22 protein-coding genes are annotated in these 22,446 nt (G+C 71.9%); 16 read left to right on the top strand and 6 right to left on the bottom strand.

Annotated elements, in window-relative coordinates:
• Window positions 1–4: 4 nt before the first annotated feature.
• Window positions 5–649: a response regulator gene (locus JAN01S_RS06885; protein ID WP_068315772.1), complete on the bottom strand. Its 645-nt coding sequence runs from the start codon at window positions 647–649 to the stop codon at window positions 5–7.
• Between the two features lie 38 nt (window positions 650–687).
• Window positions 688–1,893, bottom strand: coding sequence for a sensor histidine kinase (locus JAN01S_RS06880; protein ID WP_068315669.1), 1,206 nt, complete (start codon window positions 1,891–1,893; stop codon window positions 688–690).
• 143 nt (window positions 1,894–2,036) lie between these two features.
• On the opposite strand from JAN01S_RS06880, the gene JAN01S_RS06875 reads away from it, so the two are divergent.
• Window positions 2,037–2,933: an ABC transporter ATP-binding protein gene (locus tag JAN01S_RS06875; RefSeq protein WP_068315665.1), complete on the top strand. Its 897-nt coding sequence runs from the start codon at window positions 2,037–2,039 to the stop codon at window positions 2,931–2,933.
• Window positions 2,930–3,736 (top strand): ABC transporter permease, encoded by an 807-nt coding sequence (locus tag JAN01S_RS06870; RefSeq protein ID WP_068315663.1) that lies wholly within the window; start codon window positions 2,930–2,932, stop codon window positions 3,734–3,736. The genes JAN01S_RS06875 and JAN01S_RS06870 overlap by 4 nt, the downstream gene beginning before the upstream one ends.
• On the opposite strand, the gene JAN01S_RS06865 is transcribed toward JAN01S_RS06870, so the two are convergent.
• On the bottom strand, window positions 3,717–5,294 hold the full coding sequence (locus tag JAN01S_RS06865) for an FMN-binding glutamate synthase family protein (protein ID WP_068315769.1): 1,578 nt from the start codon (window positions 5,292–5,294) through the stop codon (window positions 3,717–3,719). The two genes, JAN01S_RS06870 and JAN01S_RS06865, sit on opposite strands and share 20 nt — an antisense overlap.
• A 48-nt stretch (window positions 5,295–5,342) precedes the next feature.
• Between JAN01S_RS06865 and JAN01S_RS06860 the strand changes: the two genes are divergently transcribed.
• The 6 genes from JAN01S_RS06860 (at window position 5,343) to JAN01S_RS06835 (ending at window position 9,500) form a co-directional block, all read left to right on the top strand.
• Window positions 5,343–6,593: a lipase family protein gene (locus tag JAN01S_RS06860; protein WP_169797181.1), complete on the top strand. Its 1,251-nt coding sequence runs from the start codon at window positions 5,343–5,345 to the stop codon at window positions 6,591–6,593.
• A gap of 78 nt (window positions 6,594–6,671) precedes the next feature.
• Window positions 6,672–7,232, top strand: coding sequence for an elongation factor P (efp, locus tag JAN01S_RS06855; RefSeq protein ID WP_068315657.1), 561 nt, complete (start codon window positions 6,672–6,674; stop codon window positions 7,230–7,232).
• Window positions 7,233–7,646, top strand: coding sequence for a transcription antitermination factor NusB (gene nusB, locus JAN01S_RS06850; RefSeq protein ID WP_068315654.1), 414 nt, complete (start codon window positions 7,233–7,235; stop codon window positions 7,644–7,646).
• 8 nt (window positions 7,647–7,654) lie between these two features.
• Window positions 7,655–8,845 carry an AI-2E family transporter gene (locus JAN01S_RS06845; RefSeq protein WP_068315650.1) on the top strand — a complete coding sequence of 397 codons (1,191 nt, stop codon included), beginning with the start codon at window positions 7,655–7,657 and terminating at the stop codon, window positions 8,843–8,845.
• On the top strand, window positions 8,842–9,066 hold the full coding sequence (locus JAN01S_RS06840) for an NUDIX hydrolase (protein WP_068315647.1): 225 nt from the start codon (window positions 8,842–8,844) through the stop codon (window positions 9,064–9,066). The genes JAN01S_RS06845 and JAN01S_RS06840 overlap by 4 nt, the downstream gene beginning before the upstream one ends.
• A gap of 8 nt (window positions 9,067–9,074) precedes the next feature.
• On the top strand, window positions 9,075–9,500 hold the full coding sequence (locus JAN01S_RS06835) for an NUDIX hydrolase (protein ID WP_068315644.1): 426 nt from the start codon (window positions 9,075–9,077) through the stop codon (window positions 9,498–9,500).
• A gap of 57 nt (window positions 9,501–9,557) precedes the next feature.
• On the opposite strand, the gene JAN01S_RS06830 is transcribed toward JAN01S_RS06835, so the two are convergent.
• From JAN01S_RS06830 to JAN01S_RS06820, 3 genes are read right to left on the bottom strand one after another with little or no spacing between them, the layout of a single operon-like run.
• Window positions 9,558–10,406, bottom strand: coding sequence for a MetQ/NlpA family ABC transporter substrate-binding protein (locus JAN01S_RS06830; RefSeq protein WP_068315641.1), 849 nt, complete (start codon window positions 10,404–10,406; stop codon window positions 9,558–9,560).
• Window positions 10,407–10,439: 33 nt separating this feature from the next.
• Complete coding sequence (locus tag JAN01S_RS06825; RefSeq protein ID WP_068315638.1) at window positions 10,440–11,129, bottom strand: methionine ABC transporter permease; 690 nt, start codon at window positions 11,127–11,129, stop codon at window positions 10,440–10,442.
• Complete coding sequence (locus tag JAN01S_RS06820) at window positions 11,126–12,160, bottom strand: methionine ABC transporter ATP-binding protein (RefSeq protein ID WP_068315635.1); 1,035 nt, start codon at window positions 12,158–12,160, stop codon at window positions 11,126–11,128. The genes JAN01S_RS06825 and JAN01S_RS06820 overlap by 4 nt, the downstream gene beginning before the upstream one ends.
• A 173-nt stretch (window positions 12,161–12,333) precedes the next feature.
• Here JAN01S_RS06820 and pyrR point away from each other — a divergent pair, with 173 nt between their 5' ends.
• Genes pyrR through pyrF form a run of 8 tightly spaced genes read left to right on the top strand, consistent with a single transcriptional unit; the run spans window position 12,334 to window position 22,370 of the window.
• Complete coding sequence (pyrR, locus tag JAN01S_RS06815) at window positions 12,334–12,915, top strand: bifunctional pyr operon transcriptional regulator/uracil phosphoribosyltransferase PyrR (RefSeq protein WP_068315632.1); 582 nt, start codon at window positions 12,334–12,336, stop codon at window positions 12,913–12,915.
• Window positions 12,912–13,883, top strand: a complete 972-nt coding sequence (locus tag JAN01S_RS06810) for an aspartate carbamoyltransferase catalytic subunit (protein WP_068315629.1) — start codon at window positions 12,912–12,914, stop codon at window positions 13,881–13,883. The genes pyrR and JAN01S_RS06810 overlap by 4 nt, the downstream gene beginning before the upstream one ends.
• The gene (locus tag JAN01S_RS06805) at window positions 13,880–15,181 is read left to right on the top strand and encodes a dihydroorotase (RefSeq protein WP_068315627.1); all 1,302 of its coding nucleotides are present in this window, start codon (window positions 13,880–13,882) and stop codon (window positions 15,179–15,181) included. Before JAN01S_RS06810 ends, JAN01S_RS06805 begins: the two co-directional genes overlap by 4 nt.
• On the top strand, window positions 15,178–16,335 hold the full coding sequence (gene carA / locus JAN01S_RS06800; protein ID WP_068315624.1) for a glutamine-hydrolyzing carbamoyl-phosphate synthase small subunit: 1,158 nt from the start codon (window positions 15,178–15,180) through the stop codon (window positions 16,333–16,335). Before JAN01S_RS06805 ends, carA begins: the two co-directional genes overlap by 4 nt.
• Complete coding sequence (gene carB / locus JAN01S_RS06795) at window positions 16,335–19,637, top strand: carbamoyl-phosphate synthase large subunit (RefSeq protein ID WP_068315621.1); 3,303 nt, start codon at window positions 16,335–16,337, stop codon at window positions 19,635–19,637. Before carA ends, carB begins: the two co-directional genes overlap by 1 nt.
• The gene (locus tag JAN01S_RS06790; RefSeq protein WP_218000009.1) at window positions 19,634–20,533 is read left to right on the top strand and encodes a dihydroorotate dehydrogenase electron transfer subunit; all 900 of its coding nucleotides are present in this window, start codon (window positions 19,634–19,636) and stop codon (window positions 20,531–20,533) included. Before carB ends, JAN01S_RS06790 begins: the two co-directional genes overlap by 4 nt.
• Window positions 20,530–21,486: a dihydroorotate dehydrogenase gene (locus JAN01S_RS06785; protein WP_068315617.1), complete on the top strand. Its 957-nt coding sequence runs from the start codon at window positions 20,530–20,532 to the stop codon at window positions 21,484–21,486. The genes JAN01S_RS06790 and JAN01S_RS06785 overlap by 4 nt, the downstream gene beginning before the upstream one ends.
• Window positions 21,483–22,370, top strand: a complete 888-nt coding sequence (pyrF, locus tag JAN01S_RS06780; protein WP_068315614.1) for an orotidine-5'-phosphate decarboxylase — start codon at window positions 21,483–21,485, stop codon at window positions 22,368–22,370. Before JAN01S_RS06785 ends, pyrF begins: the two co-directional genes overlap by 4 nt.
• The last annotated feature ends 76 nt before the right edge of the window (window positions 22,371–22,446 follow it).

Below are 22,446 nucleotides of genomic sequence, written 5' to 3'. Positions count from 1 at the left end.
TCGGTCAGGGAGCGGACGAAGGGGGGTCCAGCTCGGCCTCGTGCACGGTGATCGCGACCTGCACCCGGTTGTCCGCCCCGAGCTTGTCGAGGATGCGCCCCACGTGCGCCTTGACCGTGGCGACGCTCAGGTAGAGCGTGCGCGAGATCTCGGCGTTGGACAGGCCCGCTCCGACCGCGCGGGCGACCTCGAGCTCGCGGTCGGTGAGTGCCGCCAGGCGCTGACGGGCCGCGTCGCGGGAGTCGTCGGCGCCGCGACGGGCGGCACCGCGCACCGACTCGAGCACCCGTGAGGTGACGCTGGGGGAGAGGATCGACTGCCCCGCCGCGACCAGGCGCACCGCCTCGACGATGCGGTCGGGCGGCGTGTCCTTGAGCAGGAAGCCGTCCGCCCCGTGCTGCAGGGCACGCATGACGTCGTCGTCCGCGTCGAAGGTCGTCAGCACGATCACCTTGCTCGGCGACCCGCTGCGCACGAGCTCCTCGGTCGCCGCGAGCCCGTCGAGGCGCGGCATGCGGATGTCCATGAGCACGACGTCGGGGGAGTGCTCGGCGATGACCGACAGGCCCGCTCGTCCGTCGTCCGCCTGGGCCACGACGGTGATCTCGGGCGCCGCGCCGAGGATCATCGACAGCGCGGTGCGGACCATGGCGTCGTCGTCGACGAGGACGACGGAGATGGGGGCGCTCACGTCGCCCACGGTAGTGACACGACCAGCCGGTGCTGGTCGCGGGTGTCCCACCCATGGCTCATCTCGCCTCCGGCCAGCTCGACCCGCTCGGCCAGACCGAGCAGGCCGAGACCTGATCCGGGGACGGCCGGCTGCGACCCCACGGCGCGCGGGTTGACCACCTCGACCCGCAGGACGTCACCGGGGCGCCCCGAGAGCGTCACGGTCACCGCAGCCCCGGGGGCGTGCTTGCGGGCATTGGTCAGCCCCTCCTGGACGACGCGGTAGGCGGTGCGTCCGGTCGACTCCGGCACCGCGGAGAGGTCGACACCACCGTCGTCGAGCGTGACCCTCGTGCCGGCGGCGCGGGCGTCGTCGAGCAGCTCGGGCAGGTCGCGCAGGGTGTGCTGGGGGCGAAGGGAGCCACTCCCGTCCTCGTCGCGCAGGACTCCGAGCACCTCGCGCAGGTCGGTCAGGGCGGCGCGAGCGTTGGTGTCGATGGCCGCGATCGCCTCGCGTCGCTCGCCCTCGGGCAGGTCCGGTCGGTAGGTGAGCAGGCCGGAATGCATCGTCACGAGCGAGATGCGGTGGGCGAGGACGTCGTGCATCTCCCGGGCGATGCGCGAGCGCTCCGCCGTCTGCGCCTGCGCGACCCGCGCGCTCTGCTCGGCCTCGGCGGAGCGCGCCCGGTCGACCCACGAGGCGACGAGGGCGCGTCGAGAACCGATGGCGTAGCCGATGGCCACATTGACGATGATGATCAGCGCGGTGAGGACCGCCTCCACCCAGAGGGGCAGGGGCTCGCGCTCGGGGTAGACCACGCGGGTGTTCACGAGGCTGACGAGGACGGACAGGGCCGTGACCGGCACGATCTCGCGCCACCGGCGGCGGGTCGCGAGGGAGACGAGGACGATCGACTGGGCGCCCGCGGCGAAGACCGAGACCCCGGTGAGGAGGGTGGTGACGACCGCGATGGGGACCGGCCACCGACGGCGCAGGATCATCAGCCCGGTGGCCACGAGCCCGATGACCGGGTCGACGAGGACGAGCCAGAAGGTGCGGAAGGTGTCCGGCAGCTCCTCCTGCGGGGAGGGGAAGGTCATGACCGCGGTCAAGGTCCAGACGAAGAGCCCGAGGAGCAGCGCGGCGCCGACCCGCCACGTGGTGTCCCACCAGGTGAGTCGGTCGGGGTCGCGCTCCTCGCGAGGCGGTCTCGTGGTCACGGGCCCCACCGTAGGCGCACCCGCGCCGCGCGGGTATCCGTCCGTGGGATGATCTGTTCGCCGGCACCCCCGACCAAAGGAGGGGGTCGGGTCGAGACCGGGGACCGATGCCCCCTTCGCCCGATCCTTGGAGGGTTGGACCCATGATCACGGTCTCCCACCTCAGCAAGCGCTACGGCGATTTCACCGCCGTCGACGACATCACCTTCACCGCCCGGCCGGGCAGCGTCACCGGCTTCCTCGGGCCCAACGGCGCCGGCAAGTCCACCGCGATGCGGATGATGACCGGGCTGACGCCGCCGAGCTCCGGGGAGGCACTCGTCCTCGGTCGCCGCTACCGCGACCTGCCCAACCCGGGTCGCCACGTCGGCGTCATGCTCGACGCCTCGGCGCAGCACCCGGGCCGCACCGGCCGTGAGGTCCTCACCCTCGCGGCGCGGACGATCGGGGTCGGGTCCGACGCCGTGGACCGCGGCCTGGCCACCGTCGGCCTCACCGACAAGGAGGCCGGGCGTCGGGTGCGCAACTACTCGCTCGGCATGCGCCAGCGCCTCGGGCTGGCGGCCGCGCTCATCGGCGACCCGCAGGTCCTCGTCCTCGACGAGCCCGCCAACGGCCTGGACCCGCAGGGCATCCACTGGATGCGTGGGCTGCTGCGCGGCTTCGCCGATCGTGGAGGCACGGTGCTGCTGTCCTCGCACCTGCTCTCGGAGGTGCAGATCATCGCCGACGAGCTCGTCATCATCGGCCACGGCCGGGTCGTCGCCGAGGGCACCGTCGACAGCCTGCTCCAGCAGCAGGGCACCCGGGTGCGCTCGGTCGACGACGAGGCCCTGGCCGCCGCCCTCGTCGCGGGCGGCATCGACGTCACCCGCACCCCAGCCGGCCTGCTCGCCCAGACGAGCAGCGAGGCCGTCGGCCGGATCGCACTCGACGCCCGCATCGTCCTCACCGACCTCGCCGCCGGCTCCGCCGGCGGCCTCGAGGAGCTCTTCCTCACCCTGACCGCCGCAGAGTCCCGAGAGGGGATCGCCGCATGAGCACCGCAGCCACGACCACGGACGTCCCGACCACCGAACCCACCGCCCGCCCCGAGCCCGGTGCCCCCGTCGACATCTCCGGCGACCGCATCCCCTTCGCCCGCCTCGTCGTCATCGAGCTGCGCAAGATGGTCGACACCCGTGCCGGGATGTGGATGCTCATCACGATGGCGGGCATCAGCTTCCTCATCGCCGCAGGCCTGCTCCTGTGGGGTGAGGACGGGGGCGAGCCCTTCACCAACTTCCTCGGTCTCATCGTGATGCCGACGATGATCTTGCTGCCGATCATGGGCATCATGTCCGCCACGCAGGAGTGGAGCCAGCGCACCGGCTTGGCGACCTTCACCCTCGTGCCCCGACGCGGACGGATCATCGCGGCCAAGATCGCCGCAGCCCTCGTGCTCTGCCTGCTGCTGCTCACCGCGGCCGGGGCAGCGGCCGCGCTCGGTACGGCACTCGGCGGTGGGGACTTCACCCTGACTGGCATCTCCCTGGCCGGCGTCGTGCTCGCGGGCCTGATCTACACCCTCCAGGGCGTCGCCTTCGGCGCGGCCTTCCTCAACACCCCGATCGCCATCGTCAGCAGCCTGGTGCTGCCGACGGTGTGGACCGTGCTGACGGCGATGAGCGAGTGGATGAGGGACGCCGCGGAGTGGCTGGACCTCAACGTCGTCACGGTTCCGCTGACGACCGGCACGATGACCGGTGAGAACTGGGCCCAACTCGCCACGGCGACCCTGGCCTGGGTCGGCCTGCCGCTCGCGATCGGGACCTACCGGATCCTCACCCGCGAGGTGAAGTGACCGGCACCCGCTCGTCGTCCGCCGAGGGCGCGGTCCGCGACATGATCTCGATGATCGCGGCCGCGTCCTCGTCGCCGAGCACGCCCCAGCCGGGCTCATACCCGTAGACCTCGGCGAGCGGCGTCGACTTGCGGTCGCCCAGGAGCAGCTCCACGTCGTCGACGGTCAGCAGACCGGGGTGCCACACCCCGCACGCCTCGGAGACCTTGAGCAGGTCGCGACGCAGCGTCCGGATGTAGTTGTTGACCCGGTGGGCCTTGAGCGTCGGGTCGAGGCCGCGCGCCAGCCACTGGTTCTGCGTCGCCACGCCCGTGGGGCAGTGGTCGGTGTGGCACTTCTGCGCCTGGATGCACCCGATGGCGAGCATCGCCTCGCGTGCCACGTGCACCATGTCGACACCGAGTGCGAAGGCGACGAGCGCGTTCTCCGGCAGCCCGAGCTTGCCGGAGCCCACCCACACCACACGGTCGGCGAGACCGGCCCGCGCGAAGATGCCGTGGACCCGGGCGAAGGCGAGCCGGAAGGGCAGGGCCACTGCGTCGCTGAAGACGAGCGGAGCGGCGCCGGTCCCCCCTTCGCCGCCGTCGATCGCGATGAAGTCGACGCCCCGGGAGCCGTCGCCCATGGCCTCGGCCAGCTCCTCCCAGAAGCCCATGTCTCCGACCGCCGACTTGATGCCCACGGGCAGGCCGGTCTCGTCGGCGATCCGCTCGACGAACTCGAGCATGGAGTCGACGTCGGTGAAGACGGTGTGGCGTGAGGGGCTGGAGCAGTCCTCGCCCCGGGGGATGCCGCGCGTCTGCGCGATCTCCTCGGAGATCTTGGCCGCCGGCAGCATGCCGCCGAGGCCGGGCTTGGCGCCCTGGCTCAGCTTGATCTCGACCGCCTTGACCGGAGCGGAGGCGACGACCTCCTTGAGCTTGTCGAGGTCGAAGCGGCCCTCGTCGTCACGGCAGCCGAAGTAGCCGGTGCCGATCTGGAAGATCAGGTCACCGCCCTGACGGTGGTAGGGCGAGAGCGAGCCCTCGCCCGTCAGGTGCATGCACCCGGCGAGCCGGGCGCCCTCGTTGAGCGCGTGCACGGCGTTGCCCGAGAGCGAGCCGAAGCTCATCGAGGAGATGTTGACCACGGACTCCGGACGGAAGGCGTGCCGACGGCCCCGCGCCGCACCGAGCACCTTGGCGCAGGGGAGTGGGGAGGCCTCGCCGTCATGGACCGAGGTGGACGCGGCCACGTCGGAAAAGGTGCGGTGCTTGAAGATCGGGTAGCCCTCGACCCGCTCGACGTCGTTGTCCGTGCCGAAGCCGACGTAGTTGTTCTCCATCTTCGACGACGCGTAGACCCAGGCGCGCTGGTCCCGACTGAAGGGTCGCTCCTCGTCGTTGCTCGTCACGATGTACTGCCGCAGCTCGGGGCCGATCCGCTCGAGGAGGTAGCGCGCGTTGGCGACGACGGGGAAGTTGCGCTTGAGCGAGTGCTGCTTCTGGAGGAGGTCGCGGGCGGCGAGCCCGGCGGTCCCGGCGGCGGCGAGCGTGGCGAGGGCGAGCGTGGACTTCATGCCCGCCATACTGCCTGCTGCGTGTGGGCCGGTGTGAGGATGGGCGGCATGGCTTCGATGAACGTGCGACGACGGTGGGGGCTCACCGCTGCGCTGGTCGTGGTCCTCGCGCTCCTCGTCGGGTGGCGGGCGACCACGGACGACGCCCCGCAGGCGCCCACCGGACCGTCGGGCACCGCGTTCTACGAGACGAGCGCCGAGCAGCTCGCCGCAGGCCGCCACGGGAGCCTCATCTGGTCCCGCCGGGTGGTGGAGGGGCCGACGATCGGTGGGACGACGCACCTGGTCATGTACCGCTCCACCGATGCGAAGGGGGAGCCCGTCGCCGTCTCGGGGGTGGTCTCGATCCCCACCGGTGAGCCCCCGGAGGGCGGCTGGCCGGTCATCAGCTGGGGCCACGGCACCACCGGCATGGCCGACGACTGCGCGCCCTCGCGGTCGCTCGTCGACCAGCAGACCGGCGTGTACTCGGCGTCGATGGACCGCGCGACTGCCGACCTGGTCGACGAGGGGTATGCCGTCGTGCGCACCGACTACGAGGGACTCGGGACACCCGGACCACACCCGTACCTCATGGGCCAGTCGGCGGGTGCCGCGATGACCGACATCGTCCTGGCGGCCCACGAGCTCTCGCCCGACCTGTCCCCGCGCTGGGTGGCCATGGGGCACTCGCAGGGAGCGCAGGCGGCCCTGTTCACCAGCCGCTTCACCCAGGCCTACTCGCCGGGCATCGACCTGACCGGCATCGTCGCGCTCGCGCCACCGAGCCAGCTCGGCGTCGTCGTGGACATGGCCGACGGCAGCCGGGCCCCGTCGACGACCGAGGAGGAGCGCGCCGCCGCGACCGACTCGGCGTCGGGGTCCGGATTCCTGGGTCCGCTCGTCGTCTCCGCCGCCCGGGTGACGGGAGTCCCGGTCGAGGACGTGGTCTCACCGGCGGGCCGGGAGCTGCTGCCACAGCTGGAGGAGCGGTGCATCGCCGAGCTCTTCCGAGGCGACTCCTTCGGCGGCATGCCGCTCACCACCTTCCTCGCGCAGGACGCCGACCTCTCCCGCATCCGCCGCACCGTCGGGACCAACGACGCAGCGGAGCTGCACCCGCAAGTGCCCGTCCTCATCGTCCACGGGACCAAGGACACGACCGTCCCGATCCTGCTCAGCGACCGGCTCGAGGAGCAGTACGCGCAGCAGGGAGCCGACGTGGAGTACGAGCGCGTACGTGGCGCCGACCACATCTCGGTGCTCGAGGAGGCCGCGCCGCGCGTCCGAGCGTGGGTGGCGCGGTCGCTGGCCGGTTAGGATGCTGGGCGGCCCGCGCGCACCCTCGACGCTGCTGCGGGAGAGACACCAGACGACGACGCGAAGGCGAGCACACACGTGGCAACGACGAATGACCTCAAGAACGGCATGGTCCTCAACCTCGAGGGGCAGCTCTGGAGCGTCGTGGAGTTCCAGCACGTCAAGCCCGGCAAGGGCCCGGCCTTCGTGCGGACCAAGCTCAAGAACGTCACGACGGGCAAGACCGTCGACAAGACCTTCAACGCCGGCACCAAGGTCGAGACGTCGAACGTCGACAAGCGCACGATGCAGTACCTGTACAACGACGGCACCGACTTCGTCTTCATGGACCCCGACACCTACGACCAGATCCCGGTGACGCCGGAGATCGTCGGTGACGCCGCCAAGTACATGCTGGAGAACCAGGAGGCGGTCATTGCCCGCCACGAGGGCAATGTCCTCTACGTCGAGCTGCCCGCGTCGGTGGTCCTGGAGATCACCTACACCGAGCCCGGCCTGCAGGGCGACCGCTCGACGGGCGGCACCAAGCCGGCGACCCTCGAGACCGGCGCCGAGATCTCCGTCCCGCTCTTCCTCGAGCAGGGCACCAAGGTCAAGGTCGACACCCGCGATGGCTCCTACCTCGGTCGCGTGAACTGAGTGGGAGCCCGTACCAAGGCCCGCCGCCGGGCCGTCGACCTGCTCTTCGAGGCGGAGTCGCGGGGCCTCAACGCCGGTGACCTGGCGCGCGAGCGAGCCGCGGCGCCGGTGACGCCCGCCCCGCTCAACGAGTACACGATCACGGCCGTGCAGGGCGTCGTCGCCCACTGGGGCGACATCAACGACGCACTGACGACCTACAGCCAGGGCTGGAGCCTGGAGCGGATGCCGGACGTGGACCGGGCCATCCTGCGCCTGGGCACGTGGGAGATCCTCTTCAGCGAGGAGGTCCCCGACGAGGTCGCGGTCAGCGAGGCCGTCCTCCTGGCGACCGAGCTGAGCACCGACGAGTCACCCAAGTTCGTCAACGGACTGCTGGCCCGCATCGTCGAGGTCAAGCCCACCCTCGTCTGAGGAGTCACATGAGCACCGTGCACGAGACCGAACCCGACCGGGACGGGGTCCTCGACCGGGGAGTCGTCATCGGCGAGGGCATCACCTGGCTCGCCCGCTGGTCGTGGCGCCTGCTGCTCGTCGCGGGTGCCACCGTCATCGTGTGGTGGCTCCTCGCGAAGCTGTGGGTCGGGGTCTTCCCCATCCTGCTCGCCCTCGTCGTCGCCACCGTGCTGTGGCCGCCGACCCGGTGGCTGCGCGAGCGCGGCCTGCCGTCCGCGCTCGCGGCGGCGCTGGTGATCCTCGGCTCGCTCGCCGTCTTCTTCGGCGTGCTCGGGGCGATCACCCCGTCGATGATCAGCCAGTCCGGCGACCTGGCCCAGCAGGCGAGCAAGGGCATCACCGAGCTGCAGGCCTGGGTCTCGGGGCCCCCCTTCAACCTCGACTCCGCAGCCATCGACGACGCCGTCGGCTCGGCGACGACCTGGCTGCAGGAGCAGAGCGGCCAGATCGCCAGCGGCGCCCTGGCCGGTGCCTCGGCGGTCGGCTCCGGGCTGGTCACGCTGGTCCTCGTCCTCGTGCTGCTCTTCTTCTTCCTCAAGGACGGGCCGCAGTTCCTCCCCTTCGTCCGGAGGGTCGCGGGGGAGCGGGCCGGAGGCCACCTGACCGAGGTCGCGACCCGCTCGTGGGTGACGCTCGGCGGCTTCATCCGCACCCAGGCGATCGTCTCGGCCGTCGACGCGGTCCTCATCGGCATCGGCCTGGCCGTCCTCGGGGTGCCGCTGGCCTTCGCGCTGGCCGTGCTCACCTTCTTCGGCGGCTTCATCCCGATCGTCGGTGCCTTCGCCGTCGGTTTCCTCGCGGTGCTCGTGGCGCTCGTCGCCCAGGGGCCGACGACCGCCCTGCTCGTGCTGGCGCTGATCATCGCCGTCCAGCAGATCGAGGGCAATGTCCTGCAGCCCTTCCTCCAGGGGCGCTCGATGCAGTTGCACGCCGGCGTCATCCTGCTCGCGGTCACCGTCGGCGGCACCGTCTTCGGCATCGTCGGAGCCTTCCTCGCCGTCCCCGTGGCGGCCGTGGGTGCCGTCGTGCTGCGCTACCTCAGTGAGCAGACCAACCTGCGCGCCGGCATCGTGACCGCCGACGAGGTGGCAGCCGAGACGGAGGAGGGCGCGGACGTCGCCGAGGACGTCGAGGATGAGGCCCCGGTCAGCGAGTGAGCCCCGTCGTCCCGCGTCCCGCGGTGAGCGTCATCCCGCTGCGTGACGGTCCCGACGGTCTCGAGGCCTTCGTCCAGCACCGGGCCACGACGATGGACTTCGCGGCCGGCGTCGTCGTCTTCCCCGGCGGCCGGTGCGACCCCTCCGACGAGACGAAGGGGGCGCAGCTGCCCTCCCCGAGTCCCTGGTCGTCGAGCACGTGCATCGGTGGTCCGACCTAGGCCGGCCGGTGCCCGATGCCGCGGCGGCCGCGCGCACCCGGATCGCCACCGGGCTGCGGGAGCTCGCGGAGGAGACCGGCCACGTGGCGGCCCCGGCCGATCTGCACCCCTGGGACTGTTGGGTGACACCGGAGGGTGTGCCCAAGCGCTTCGACGTCGCCTTCTTCGTCCTGCCGGTGGAGCGCACCGGACCGCAGCCGCGGCACCTCACGAGCGAGGCCGTCGACTCCCGCTGGGAGGGCGTCGGGTCCCTCCTCGACGATGCCGTCGCAGGTCGGTTGCGGCTGATGACCCCGACCCGGGTGCTGCTCGAGGAGCTGCGGGCCCTGGGCACGGTCGAGGCGGTCCTGGCGCTGCAGCCGGTCATCACCGGTGTGCGCGACGACCGCGCGGGAGCGCGTCCCCGCCGGCGACAGGTCACCCGACCCGTCTGACCCGACGCCGACGGCCGGCCACCGCGGGTGCGGTGACCGGCCGAGAGGGTGCCTGGATCAGAAGGCGGGCAGGACCTCACCGTTCGGCCACGTCTTCTCGATGTAGGCCTTGACCTCGGGCGAGTGGAGCAGCTCGTCGAGCTTCTTCAGCGCGGCGTTGTCCTCGTTCGACTGCTGCACGGCGAGGAAGTTCGCGTACGGGCTCTCCTTGCCCTCCTCGACGATGAGCGCGTCCTGCGTCGACAGGTCGGCCTCGATCGCGTAGTTGCCGTTGATGACCGCCGCGTCCAGGTCCTGGAGGGAACGGGCGAGCTGGGCCGGGTCGGTCTCCTTGAACTCCAGCTCCTTGGGGTTGTCCGCGACGTCGAAGATCGTCGCGTTGGTGGCGTCCTTGCCCTCCTTGAGGGTGATGACGTCGTGGTCGGCGAGCAGCTGCAGTGCCCGGCCCTGGTTGGACGGGTCGTTGTTGATGCCGATCTGGCCGCCCTTCGGCAGGTCCTCGACGTCCTTGACCTTGTCGGAGTAGAGCGCGAAGGGCTCGATGTGGATGCCCTCGAAGTGCGCGAACTCGTAGCCACGGTCCTTCACCTGCGCCTCGTAGTAGGGCAGGTGCTGGTAGTAGTTCGCGTCGAGGGTGCCCTCGGACAGCTGCACGTTGGGCTGGATGTAGTCGTCGAAGGTCGTGATCTCGAGGTCGAGCTTCGCCTCGGGGGCCAGCTCCTTGTCGACGAACTCGAGGATCTTGGCGTGGGGCGTGGGGGAGGCGCCGACGGTGATCGTCGTGACGCCGCCGTCGCCGGCGGCCGGGCCCTCGGTATCGTCCTTGACCGCGCCGCAGGCGGACAGGGCGAGGGCGGGGACGGCGACGAGCGCGGCGGCGCGGGACGTGGGGCGAAGGGGGGACATGCGTTCCTCTCGAAGGGGTGGCGTGGTGGGGGTTCAGCGGCGGTCGAGGCGGCGGGCGACGAGGTCGCCGACGACCTGGACCACGGTGACGATGACGACGAGGAGCACGACGCAGACGATCATCACGTCGGTCTCGAAGCGGTTGTATCCATAGCTCATGGCGACGGCACCCAGGCCGCCGCCGCCGACGGCGCCGGCCATGGCGGTGTAGCCGATGAGGGCGATGACGGTGGTCGTCAGGCCGGCGACGAGTCCCGAGCGGGCCTCGGGCAGCAGGACCTTGCGGGTGAGCTCCCCGCGGGTCGCGCCCATCATCGTCACCGCCTCGACCTTGCCGGCGGGGACCTCGCGCAGGGAGGTCTCGACGAGGCGGGCGTAGAACGGGATGGCCCCGACGGTGAGGGGCACGACGGCCGCCTGCCAGCCGATGGAGGTCCCGACGACGAAGCGGGTGAACGGGATGATCGCGATCATCAGGATGAGGAAGGGCAGCGACCGGCCGATGTTGACGACTGCGCCGACGACCCGGTGCACGAGCGGGTTGGGCGCGGTGCCTCCGGGGGAGGTGGTGAAGAGCAGCACCCCGAGCGGGATGCCGAGCAGGGCCGTCAGCAGCCCGGCGACACCGGTCATCGCGAGCGTCTCCCACACGGCAGTGGGCACGGCCTGCTGGATGATCGGGTTGTCGAGCCACTGGTCCTCGGGGACGACGGCGGGGATCATGCGGCCACCTCCGGGGACAGGTGGGCGGCCTCGAGCAGGCGCACGGCGTCGGCGGTGCGCTCCGGGGCGACCTCGAGCTGGATCCGTCCGACGCGGCGACCGGCGATCGTCTCGAGCGTGGCGGCGGCGACCTCGGCGGGCACGCCGCCGTCACGCAGCAGCGCCAGGACGGCGTCGACGCTCGTGGTGCCGGAGCGGGCGTCACCGAGGGCGACCTCGACGTGACCGCCCTCGTGGTCCAGGGGCGGGGGAGGAAGGGGGATGAGGTCGCGGTGGAGCCGGCCGGCCGGGTCGGCGACGACCTCGGCGATGGGGCCGCTCTCGAGGACGCGTCCGTCGGCGAGCAGGGTCACGGTGTCGCAGACCTCGCGGACGACGGAGGGCTCGTGGGTGATGATGACGACGGTGATCCCGAGCCGGTCGCGCAGGTCGCGCAGCAGGGCGAGGATCGAGCGGGTCGTCGCGGCGTCGAGGGCCGAGGTGGGCTCGTCGCACAGGAGGATGTCGGGCCGGGTGGCGAGCGCCCGCGCGATGCCGACGCGCTGCTGCTGACCGCCCGAGAGCTGGCCGGGGTGGTTGTCGGCGCGGTCGGTGAGGCCGACGAGGTCGAGCAGCTCGGCGACGCGGGCCCGACGGTCCTCGGCGGACCACCCGGCGATCTCGAGGGGTAGGCCGATGTTGTCGGCGGCCGAGCGAGAGTCGAGCAGGTTGGCGTGCTGGAAGACCATGCCGAAGCGACGCCGTACCGCGCGCAGTGCTCCGCCGGTGAGGCTCGGGATGTCGGTGCCGTCGAGGTCGACGGTGCCGGCGGTGGGGCGCTCCAGCCCGGTGAGGCAGCGGATGAGGGTCGACTTGCCGGCGCCGGAGCGGCCGACGATGCCGTGGATCGAGCCCCGGGTGATGGACAGGGTGATGTCCTCGAGGGCGACGACGGGACCCCGCGGGGAGGGGAACTCCTTGCGCAGGCCGGTCAGCCGGAGAAGGGATGGTGTCTCGGTCACCGGAGGATAATAAGAAGTTATGGAAGGCATAAGCAAAGCCATGATGTGCTGATTGGTTCCTCGGTGCCACGTGGCGGACGTCCACCGTGGGTGGTGGGTGTGAGACGGGTTCGGTGGCGCCTGCCGCGAGCGGTAGAGTCGACGCCGACCGACATCCTTTAACCACTGTCCCGTGAGGCAGAGAAGGAGGTCTTGAGACACCCATGTGTCCGCAGACATCCGCCGAGGTCGACCCTCGGCCACCCGCCCGTGAGGTCCTCAGCGCCTCCGACGTCGCCCGCGGCCTGCGCCGCATCGCCCACGAGGTCGTCGAGCGCAACAAGGGGGCGCAGGACGTGGTCCTGCTCGGCATCCCGAGTCGTGGCGTCGAGCTGGCCCAGCGCCTGGGCACCCTCATCACCGAGATCGAGGGCGTGAACGTCCCCGTCGGTTCCCTCGACGTGACGATGTACCGGGACGACCTGCGGGCGCGACCCACGCGCTCGCCCCAGCAGACCCACTTCCCGCCCTCCGGCGTCGACGACAAGGTCGTCGTGCTCGTCGACGACGTCCTCTACTCCGGCCGGACCGTGCGCGCCGCGCTCGACGCGCTGTCCGACTACGGCCGCCCCCGCGCGGTGCGGCTCGCGGTCCTCGTCGACCGGGGCCACCGCGAACTGCCCATCCGTGCCGACCACGTCGGCAAGAACCTGCCGACCTCGCAGGCCGAGCGGGTCACCGTGCGCCTCACCGGCCACGACGGCGTCGACGACTCCGTGACGATCTCGGGCGGTGAGCCACGATGAGCCGCCACCTGCTCTCCGTCGCCGACCTCGACGACGCCGCCCTGCGCGCCGTCCTCGACACCGCCTCCGAGATGCACGACGTGCAGCACCGCGAGGTCAAGAAGCTGCCGACCCTGCGTGGCCGCACCATCATCAACCTCTTCTTCGAGGACTCCACCCGCACCCGCAGCTCCTTCGAGATCGCGGGCAAGTGGATGAGCGCCGACACGATCAACATCACCGGCAAGGGGTCGTCCACGTCGAAGGGGGAGTCCCTGCGCGACACCGTGCGCACCATCGCCGCCATGGGCGTCGACGCGATCGTCATGCGCCACCAGGCCTCCGGCGCGGCCCACCAGGTCGCCGGGTGGTTCGACGAGTCCGGTGTGCGCACCAGCGTGGTCAACGCCGGTGACGGCACCCACGAGCACCCGACCCAGGCGCTGCTCGACGCATACACGATCGAGCGCCGGCTCGGCTCGCTCGAGGGCAAGCGCATCGCGATCGTCGGCGACGTCACCCACAGCCGGGTCTTCCGCTCCAACGTCCTGGCGCTGCCGCGGCTGGGGGCCGAGGTCACGGTCGTGGCCCCACCGACCCTCATGCCGAGCGGGGTCACGAGCTGGGCGCAGACCGACGGCTTCGCCCTGAGCGACGACCTCGACGAGGTCATCGGGTCCGGCGTCGACGCGCTGATGATGCTGCGCGTGCAGCGTGAGCGCATGTCCGGAGGCTTCTTCCCGACCGCCCGTGAGTACACGGTCGGCTACGGACTGACCCGCGACCGACTGGCCGCCCTCACCGCCGCCAACCCCGACGCGGTCATCTGCCACCCCGGACCGATGAACCGCGGTCTGGAGATCGCCGCCGACGCGGCGGACGCCGCGAGCAGCCTCGTCCTGGACCAGGTGAGCGTCGGCGTCGCCGTGCGGATGAGCGTGCTGTACCACCTGCTGGCCTCGGGACTGCCCGGGGAGGAGACGTCATGAGCGACCTGCTGATCACCGGCGCCGCCCTGCTCGGCGGCCCGACCACCGACGTGCTCGTGCGCGACGGCGCCGTCGCGGCGCTCGGCGCGGACGCGAGCAGCGAGGCGCCCCAGGGCATCACGCGCATCGACGGGGACGGGCTCGCCCTGCTCCCGGGCCTGGTCGACCTGCACACCCACCTGCGCGAGCCGGGCCGCGAGGACGCCGAGACCGTGCGCACCGGGTCCGCGGCCGCCGCGGCGGGCGGCTTCACCGCCGTCCTCGCCATGGCCAACACCAGCCCGGTCACCGACACCGCCGAGGCGGCCGAGCGGGTCCTCGACCTCGGGGTCGCCGCGGGCCACTGCGAGGTCCAGCCCATCGGTGCCGTCACCAAGGGGCTCGAGGGCGCCGAGCTCGCCGAGCTCGGGCTGATGCACCGCTCCCGCGCCCGGGTGCGCGTCTTCTCCGACGACGGGCGGTGCGTCCACGACGCCCGTGTCATGCGTCGCGCGCTCGAGTACGTCCGGGCCTTCGACGGCGTCGTCTCCCAGCACAGCCAGGACCCGGCCCTCGCCGGCCCGTCGGCGTGCTGCCACGAGGGCGAGCTGAGCGGCCGACTGGGCCTGGCCGGCTGGCCGGCCGTCGCCGAGTCGAGCATCATCGCCCGGGACGCCGAGCTGGCCCTGCACACCGGCTCGCGCGTCCACGTCGCGCATGTCTCGACCGCCGAGGGCGTCGAGGCCGTGCGCTGGGCCAAGCGGCGCGGTGCCCGGGTGACCGCCGAGGTCACCCCGCACCACCTGGTCCTCACGACCGACCTGCTCGCGGGGTACGACCCGGTGTACAAGGTCAACCCGCCGCTGCGACCGGCCGAGGACGTCGAGGCGCTGCGCGAGGCCCTGGCCGACGGCACGATCGACGCGGTCGCCACCGACCACGCCCCGCACGCCCGCCACGACAAGGAGCACGCCTTCCCCGACGCGGCCTTCGGCATGCTCGGGCTCGAGACCGCCTTCGCCGTCGTGCACGACGTCATGGTCACCTCCGGTCGCATCGACCTGGCCACGCTCGCCGAGCGCATGTCGCACGCGCCGGCCCGCATCGCCGGGCTCACCGACCACGGGCGGGCGATCGAGGTCGGCTCGCCGGCCAACCTCGTGCTCGTCGACACCGGCGCCCGGGTCACCGTCGACCCCGACGCCTCGCACTCCCTGTCCCGCAACACCCCCTTCGCCGGGCACACCCTCACCGGGCGGGTCCGCACGACGATCCTGCGCGGCCGCGTCACGGCCACCGATGGAGAGGTCATCAATTGAGTCAGCACAGCACCGCCCCCGCCGTCCTCGTCCTCGAGGACGGGCGGACCTTCGCCGGCACCGCCTACGGCGCCGTCGGTGAGACGGTCGGCGAGGCCGTCTTCTCCACCGGCATGACCGGCTACCAGGAGACACTCACCGACCCCAGCTACCGCGGTCAGGTCGTCGTCATGACCGCGCCGCACGTCGGCAACACCGGGTGGAACGACGAGGACGACGAGTCCAGCCGCATCCACGTCGCCGGCTACGTCCTGCGCGACCCGGCGATCCGCCCGAGCAACTGGCGCTCGCGCCGCTCCCTCGAGGACGAGCTGCGCAGCCAGGGCATCGTCAGCATCGCCGGGGTCGACACCCGCGCCCTGACGCGCCACCTGCGCGAGCGCGGCGCGATGCGCGTCGGCATCTTCTCCGGTGACGCCCTCGCCGACGAGGCGAGCCTGCTCCAGCGCGTGCAGGCCGCTCCGGAGATGGCCGGATCGGCGCTGGCCGCCCAGGTGAGCACCACCGAGCCCTACGTCGTCGAGGCGAAGGGGGACAAGCGCTTCACCGTCGCGGCGATCGACCTCGGCATCAAGACGATGACCCCGACGCGGCTGGCCGAGCGCGGGATCGAGGTGCACGTCCTGCCGGCCACGGCGAGCTTCGCCGACGTGCAGGCCGTCTCGCCCGACGGGCTCTTCTTCTCCAACGGGCCGGGCGACCCGGCGACCGCCGGCGACCAGGTCGCGCTGCTGCAGGAGGCCCTCGGGGCCGGCCTGCCGTACTTCGGCATCTGCTTCGGCAACCAGCTCTTCGGCCGGGCCCTGGGCTTCGGCACGTACAAGCTCAAGTACGGCCACCGGGGCATCAACCAGCCGGTCTTCGACCGCACGACCAACAAGGTCGAGGTCACCGCGCACAACCACGGCTTCGCCGTGGACGCCCCCCTCGACGGGGTGACGCAGACCCCCTTCGGCGTCGCGGCGGTCAGCCACGTCTGCCTCAACGACGACGTCGTCGAAGGCCTGGAGTTGCGCGACGACGAGGGCCGACTGCGCGCCTTCTCCGTCCAGTACCACCCCGAGGCCGCGGCCGGACCGCACGACGCCGCCTACCTCTTCGACCGTTTCACCGACCTGCTGGCCGCGGCCGGCACCAAGGAGGCCCGGGCCTGATGCCCAAGCGCGACGACATCAAGAGCGTCCTCGTCATCGGCTCCGGGCCGATCGTCATCGGACAGGCCTGCGAGTTCGACTACTCGGGCACCCAGGCGTGCCGCGTCCTGCGGGAGGAGGGGGTGCGGGTCATCCTCGTCAACTCCAACCCGGCGACGATCATGACCGACCCCGAGTTCGCCGACGCGACCTACATCGAGCCGATCACCCCCGAGGTGGTCGAGAAGATCATCGAGCGCGAGCGTCCCGACGCCGTGCTCGCCACCCTCGGTGGGCAGACCGCCCTCAACACCGCGATCTCCCTGCACGAGGCGGGGGTGCTCGAGAAGTACAACTGCCCGCTCATCGGCGCGAGTGTCGAGGCGATCGAGCTCGGTGAGGACCGGGAGCGGTTCAAGGGCGTCGTCGAGCGCTGCGGCGCCGAGTCGGCCCGCTCGGTCATCTGCCACACGATGGACGAGTGCCTGGCCGCCGCCGAGGACCTCAACTACCCGGTCGTCGTGCGCCCCTCCTTCACCATGGGAGGTCTCGGCTCGGGCTTCGCCTACGACGAGACCGACCTGCGCCGCATCGCCGGTGCCGGTCTGCAGTACAGCCCGACGACCGAGGTCCTCCTCGAGGAGTCGATCCTCGGGTGGAAGGAGTACGAGCTCGAGGTCATGCGCGACACGGCCGACAACGTCGTCGTCGTCTGCTCGATCGAGAACTTCGACCCGGTCGGCGTGCACACCGGTGACTCCATCACCGTCGCGCCCGCCCTGACCCTCACCGACCGCGAGTACCAGCGGATGCGCGACGTCGGCATCGCCGTCATCCGCGAGGTCGGCGTCGAGACCGGCGGCTGCAACATCCAGTTCGCCATCAACCCGGACGACGGCCGGATGATCGTCATCGAGATGAACCCGCGCGTCTCCCGCAGCTCCGCGCTGGCGTCCAAGGCGACCGGGTTCCCCATCGCCAAGATCGCCGCCAAGATGGCCATCGGCTACACCCTCGACGAGGTGCCCAACGACATCACACAGGAGACGCCGGCGGCCTTCGAGCCGAGCCTCGACTACGTCGTCGTCAAGGTCCCGCGCTTCGCGTTCGAGAAGTTCCCCGCCGCCGACCCGACGCTGACGACGACGATGAAGTCGGTCGGCGAGGCGATGGCCATCGGGCGCAACTTCACCGAGGCCCTGCAAAAGGCGCTGCGGTCCGCCGAGCGCAAGGGCGCCGCCTTCCACTGGGACGGTGACCAGCCGACCCTCGAGGAGGGACGCGCCCTCCTCGAGGCCGCCCGGACGCCCACCGACGGACGCATCGTGCAGGTGCAGCAGGCCATGCGCGCCGGCGTCAGTGTCGAGGAGGTCTTCGAGGCGACGAAGATCGACCCCTGGTACCTCGACCAGATGGCCCTGATCAACGACATCGCCCAGCAGGTGCACGACGCGGACGAGCTCAACCCGCAGGTGCTGCGCCTGGCCAAGCGGCACGGCTTCTCCGACGCCCAGATCGCCCGGCTGCGCCGGATGGACGAGGCCGTCGTGCGGGGTGTGCGCCATGCCCTCGGTGTGCGCCCGGTCTTCAAGACCGTCGACACCTGCGCCGCGGAGTTCGCCGCGCGCACGCCGTACCACTACAGCTCCTACGACGAGGAGACCGAGGTCGAGCCGCGCGAGCGGCCGGCGGTCATCATCCTCGGCTCCGGCCCCAACCGCATCGGCCAAGGCGTCGAGTTCGACTACTCCTGCGTCCACGCCAGCTTCGCCCTGCGCGACGCCGGCTACGACACGGTGATGGTCAACTGCAACCCGGAGACGGTCTCGACCGACTACGACACGAGCAGCCGCCTGTACTTCGAGCCGCTGACCCTCGAGGACGCCCTCGAGGTCATCCACGCCGAGACCCAGGCCGGTCCCGTGGCAGGTGTCATCGTCCAGCTCGGCGGGCAGACGCCACTCGGCCTGGCCGACCGGCTCAAGGCCGCCGGGGTGCCGATCGTCGGCACCTCCCCGGAGGCGATCGACCTCGCCGAGGACCGCGGCCACTTCGGTCGGGTGCTCCACGAGGCGGGTCTCAACGCGCCCAAGCACGGCACCGCGTTCAGCGCCGAGGAGGCCGTCGAGATCGCCCGCGAGATCGGCTACCCGGTCCTCGTGCGTCCGTCCTACGTCCTCGGTGGACGGGGCATGGAGATCGTCTACGACGACACGACCCTGTCGGAGTACGTGACCCGCGCGGCCATCGCCAGCCCGGAGCACCCGATCCTCGTCGACCGCTTCCTCGACGATGCGATCGAGATCGACGTCGACGCGCTCTACGACGGCACCGAGATGTACCTCGGCGGGATCATGGAGCACATCGAGGAGGCCGGGATCCACTCCGGTGACTCCAGCTGCACCCTGCCCCCGGCGACCCTCGGCACCTCCGAGCTCGAGCGGGTCCGCGAGGCCACCCTCGCCCTCGCCGAGGGGATCGGCGTGCGTGGCCTGATGAACGTCCAGTTCGCGCTCGCGCAGGACGTCCTCTACGTCCTCGAGGCCAACCCGCGGGCCTCGCGGACCGTCCCCTTCGTCGCCAAGGCCACGGGTGTGCCCTTGGCCAAGGCGGCGGCCCGGGTCATGCTCGGCGCGAGCATCGCCGACCTCAAGGAGGAGGGGATGCTGCCGCGCCACGCCGACGGGGGCTCCATGCCGGCCCACGCGCCGATGTCGGTCAAGGAGGCGGTCCTGCCGTTCAAGCGGTTCCGCACCCGCGAGGGCGACGTCGTCGACAGCCTGCTCGGCCCGGAGATGCGCTCGACCGGTGAGGTCATGGGCATCGATGCCGACTTCGGTGCCGCCTTCGCCAAGAGCCAGCTCGGGTCCCTCGCCAGCGGTCTCCCGACGACCGGGACGGTCTTCGTCTCCGTGGCCAACCGCGACAAGCGGGCGATGATCTTCCCGATCAAGCGCCTGGCCGACCTCGGTTTCACGATCCTCGCGACCCAGGGCACCGCCGACGTGCTGCGCCGCAACGCGGTCGAGTGCGAGGTCGTCACCAAGCACTCCGAGCGGGGCGAAGGGGAGATGAGCATCGTCGACCGGATCCTCGCCGGTGGGGTCGACGTGGTCTTCAACACCCCGTCGGGCCAGCACGCCCGGGCCGACGGCTACGCGATCCGCGCGGCGACCACGGCGATGGACAAGCCGATCGTCACGACCGTGCAGCAGCTCGGCGCGGCGGTGCAGGCCATCGAGGCGCGCATCCACGGCGAGCTGCGGGTCAAGCCGCTCCAGGAGCACGCCCGCGACCTCGACCTGTACGGGGTGGGCCGGTGACGGCTCGCACCATCGCGGCCCGGGAGGGGGCCGGCGTCGTCCAGGTCGAGGCCGAGGTCCTGGGCAATGTCGCCGTCGGGTCCTACCGGCACCTCACCCTCGTGACACCGGGTCTGCCCGAGATCGCCCGCCCGGGCCAGTTCGTGGCCCTGGCGGTCGGCGACGGCACGAGCTCGATGCTGCTGCGACGTAGCTTTTCCATCCACCGGGTCAGCCCCGCCGGGACCTACGGCGCGACGACCGAGATCGTCGTCGCGGCCCACGGCCCGGGCACGCAGGAGCTCACGCGGCTCCAGCCGGGGGAGGGCGTCAGCGTCATCGGCCCGCTGGGCCGCGGCTTCCCCCTGCCGTCCCAGCCCGTGCCGTGCATCCTCGTCGGTGGTGGCTACGGGTCCGCCCCGCTCTTCTGGCTCGCCGAGCAGCTGCGTGAGCGCGGCTGCCACGTCGAGATCGTCCTCGGCGCGGCCTCGGCCGACCGGCTCTTCGGCGTCGTCGAGGCCCGCCGGGCCGCCGACGGCGTGACGGTGACGACCGATGACGGGTCGGCCGGCACCCGGGGGTGGGTCTCCGACGTCCTGCCCGACCTCATCGCTCGCACCGGTGCCGGGGTCCTCTACGGCTGCGGACCGATGGGCATGCTGCGATCGATGAGCGCGATCGCCGCCGACCACGGCATCGTCGCCCAGGTCGCCGTCGAAGAGGCCATGGCCTGTGGCGTCGGCATCTGCATGACCTGCGTCATGCCCGTGCGCGACGCCCACGGCACGACCAAGATGGTCCGCAGCTGCCTCGAGGGCCCGGTCTTCCGCGGGGACCGCGTCCGCTGGGAGGCCTTCGACGACGGGCTGTGCCGCGTGCCGTCCGATGCCGTCGGTGCCCCCAAGGAGGTCCGATGACCGACATGTCCGTGGACCTCGCGGGGGTCCGCCTGCCCAACCCGATGATGACCGCCAGCGGGTGCGCGGCCAACGGCCGCGAGATGCACCGCTTCATCGACGTCTCCGCGCTCGGGGCCTTCGTCACGAAGTCGGTCAAGGCCGATCCGGTCTCCGGCCGCGGCACCCCGCGCATGGCCGAGACGCCCTCGGGGATGCTCAACTCGATCGGTCTCCAGGGGCCCGGCGTGCAGGCCTTCGTCGAGGAGGACCTCGCCTGGCTGCACTCGATCGGCGCGCGGGTCGTCGTCTCGATCGCCGGCAACACCGCCTCGGAGTTCGCCAACGTGGCCCGCGCCATCGTCCGCAGCCGGTACGTGGGCGCGGTCGCCGCGATCGAGGTCAACATCTCCTGCCCCAACGTCGCCAACCGCGGGCTGGTCTTCGCCTGCGACCCGGCGAGCTCGCACAAGGTGATGACGCTCGTGCGCGAGGAGGTCCCGCGGGGACTGCCGATGCTCGCCAAGCTCAGCCCGGACGTCACCGACATCGTCGCGATCGCCGACACCGTGCTCAAGGCGGGCGCCCACGGCCTGACGATGATCAACACCACGCTCGGCGTGGCCATCGACGTCGACCGGCTGCGACCCCACCTCATCGCGGCGACCGGCGGTCTGTCGGGCCCGGCGATCCGGCCGATGGCGGTGCGCGCGGTCTGGCAGGTCGCCGGCGCCATGCGCGCCGGTCGGATCAAGAGCGCGCCCATCGTCGGCGTCGGGGGAGTGCGCTCGGGACGCGACGCCCTCGAGCTCGTCGCCGCCGGGGCCAGCGCGATCCAGGTGGGCACCGCCGCCTTCAACGACCCGACGGCGCCCGAGCGGGTCGGGCGCGAGCTCGAGCAGCTCGTGGCCGAGCGGGGCTTCGACCGCCTGTCCGACGTCGTCGGCATCGCCCACGAGAGGTTCGTCCCATGAGCAGCGAGACCCCACACCGAGAGCCCGCGGACACCCCCTTCGGCGTCCGTCTGCAGGCAGCGATGGCCGAGCACGGCCCGCTCTGCGCCGGCATCGACCCGCACCGCGGGCTCGTCGAGTCGTGGGGGCTGCCCTACGACCTCTCCGGTCTCGAGAGGTTCACGATGACCTGCGTCGAGGCCTTCGGCGGCGCGGTCGCGGCCGTCAAGCCGCAGTCGGCCTTCTTCGAGGTCTTCGGGGCGAAGGGGGTCGCGGTCCTCGAGCGCGCGCTCGAGGGCCTGCGCGAGGCCGGCACCCTCACCGTGCTCGACGTCAAGCGCGGGGACATCGGCACGACCGTCGACGCCTACGGTGAGGCCTTCCTCGGCAAGGACGCCCCCGCGGCCGCCGATGCGATCACGCTCAGCCCCTACCTCGGCTACGGCTCGCTGCGCCCGGCGATCGACCTGGCCCACGCCACCGGCCGCGGCGTCCTCGTGCTCGCCCTCACCTCCAACCCCGAGGGCGCGCAGGTCCAGCACGCCCGCCTCGCCGACGGCCGGTCCGTGGCCGGAGCGATCGCCGACGACGCGGCCGCGGACAACGCCGCGGCCCGCGAGCGCGGCGAGCTCGGGAGCATCGGCCTGGTCGTCGGTGCCACCGTCGGGTCCGCGGTCGCCGACCTCGGGGTCGACCTGTCCACCATGGGCGGCCCGATCCTCGCTCCCGGGCTCGGCGCCCAGGGGGCGACCGCCGACGACGTCCGCCGCGTCTTCGCCGGAGCCCTCCCGCAGGTGCTCGCGAGCAGCAGCCGTGACGTGCTGCGCGCCGGGCCCGACGTGGCCACCCTGCGGGCCCGTGCCCGCGAGGTGGCGACGCAGGTCGCCGCGATCACCGGCGCCTGAGCGCGTGGGCGGACCCGCCGTCCCGCCCCTCGACCCGCAGCAGCGGGCCGAGGCGCTGGAGCGGGCCGTCGCGGCC

This window comes from Janibacter anophelis NBRC 107843 (assembly GCF_001570945.1).
GTDB classification, from domain to species: Bacteria; Actinomycetota; Actinomycetes; order Actinomycetales; family Dermatophilaceae; genus Janibacter; species Janibacter anophelis.
Note: the sequence above shows the minus strand (reverse complement) of the source record. Positions and strands in the feature narration are given on the sequence as shown.

Excerpts from the sequence above, each read along its gene's own strand:
- JAN01S_RS06870 (WP_068315663.1), top strand. The coding sequence starts at position 2,930 with ATGAGCACCGCAGCCACGACCACGGACGTCCCGACCACCGAACCCACC.
- carB (WP_068315621.1), top strand. The coding sequence starts at position 16,335 with ATGCCCAAGCGCGACGACATCAAGAGCGTCCTCGTCATCGGCTCCGGG.
- JAN01S_RS06865 (WP_068315769.1), bottom strand. The coding sequence starts at position 5,294 with ATGAAGTCCACGCTCGCCCTCGCCACGCTCGCCGCCGCCGGGACCGCC.
- JAN01S_RS06825 (WP_068315638.1), bottom strand. The coding sequence starts at position 11,129 with ATGATCCCCGCCGTCGTCCCCGAGGACCAGTGGCTCGACAACCCGATC.
- JAN01S_RS06820 (WP_068315635.1), bottom strand. The coding sequence starts at position 12,160 with ATGCCTTCCATAACTTCTTATTATCCTCCGGTGACCGAGACACCATCC.
- JAN01S_RS06885 (WP_068315772.1), bottom strand. The coding sequence starts at position 649 with ATGGTCCGCACCGCGCTGTCGATGATCCTCGGCGCGGCGCCCGAGATC.
- JAN01S_RS06805 (WP_068315627.1), top strand. The coding sequence starts at position 13,880 with ATGAGCGACCTGCTGATCACCGGCGCCGCCCTGCTCGGCGGCCCGACC.
- JAN01S_RS06810 (WP_068315629.1), top strand. The coding sequence starts at position 12,912 with ATGAGCCGCCACCTGCTCTCCGTCGCCGACCTCGACGACGCCGCCCTG.
- JAN01S_RS06830 (WP_068315641.1), bottom strand. The coding sequence starts at position 10,406 with ATGTCCCCCCTTCGCCCCACGTCCCGCGCCGCCGCGCTCGTCGCCGTC.
- JAN01S_RS06845 (WP_068315650.1), top strand. The coding sequence starts at position 7,655 with ATGAGCACCGTGCACGAGACCGAACCCGACCGGGACGGGGTCCTCGAC.
- JAN01S_RS06875 (WP_068315665.1), top strand. The coding sequence starts at position 2,037 with ATGATCACGGTCTCCCACCTCAGCAAGCGCTACGGCGATTTCACCGCC.
- JAN01S_RS06860 (WP_169797181.1), top strand. The coding sequence starts at position 5,343 with ATGGCTTCGATGAACGTGCGACGACGGTGGGGGCTCACCGCTGCGCTG.
- pyrR (WP_068315632.1), top strand. The coding sequence starts at position 12,334 with ATGTGTCCGCAGACATCCGCCGAGGTCGACCCTCGGCCACCCGCCCGT.
- JAN01S_RS06785 (WP_068315617.1), top strand. The coding sequence starts at position 20,530 with ATGACCGACATGTCCGTGGACCTCGCGGGGGTCCGCCTGCCCAACCCG.
- pyrF (WP_068315614.1), top strand. The coding sequence starts at position 21,483 with ATGAGCAGCGAGACCCCACACCGAGAGCCCGCGGACACCCCCTTCGGC.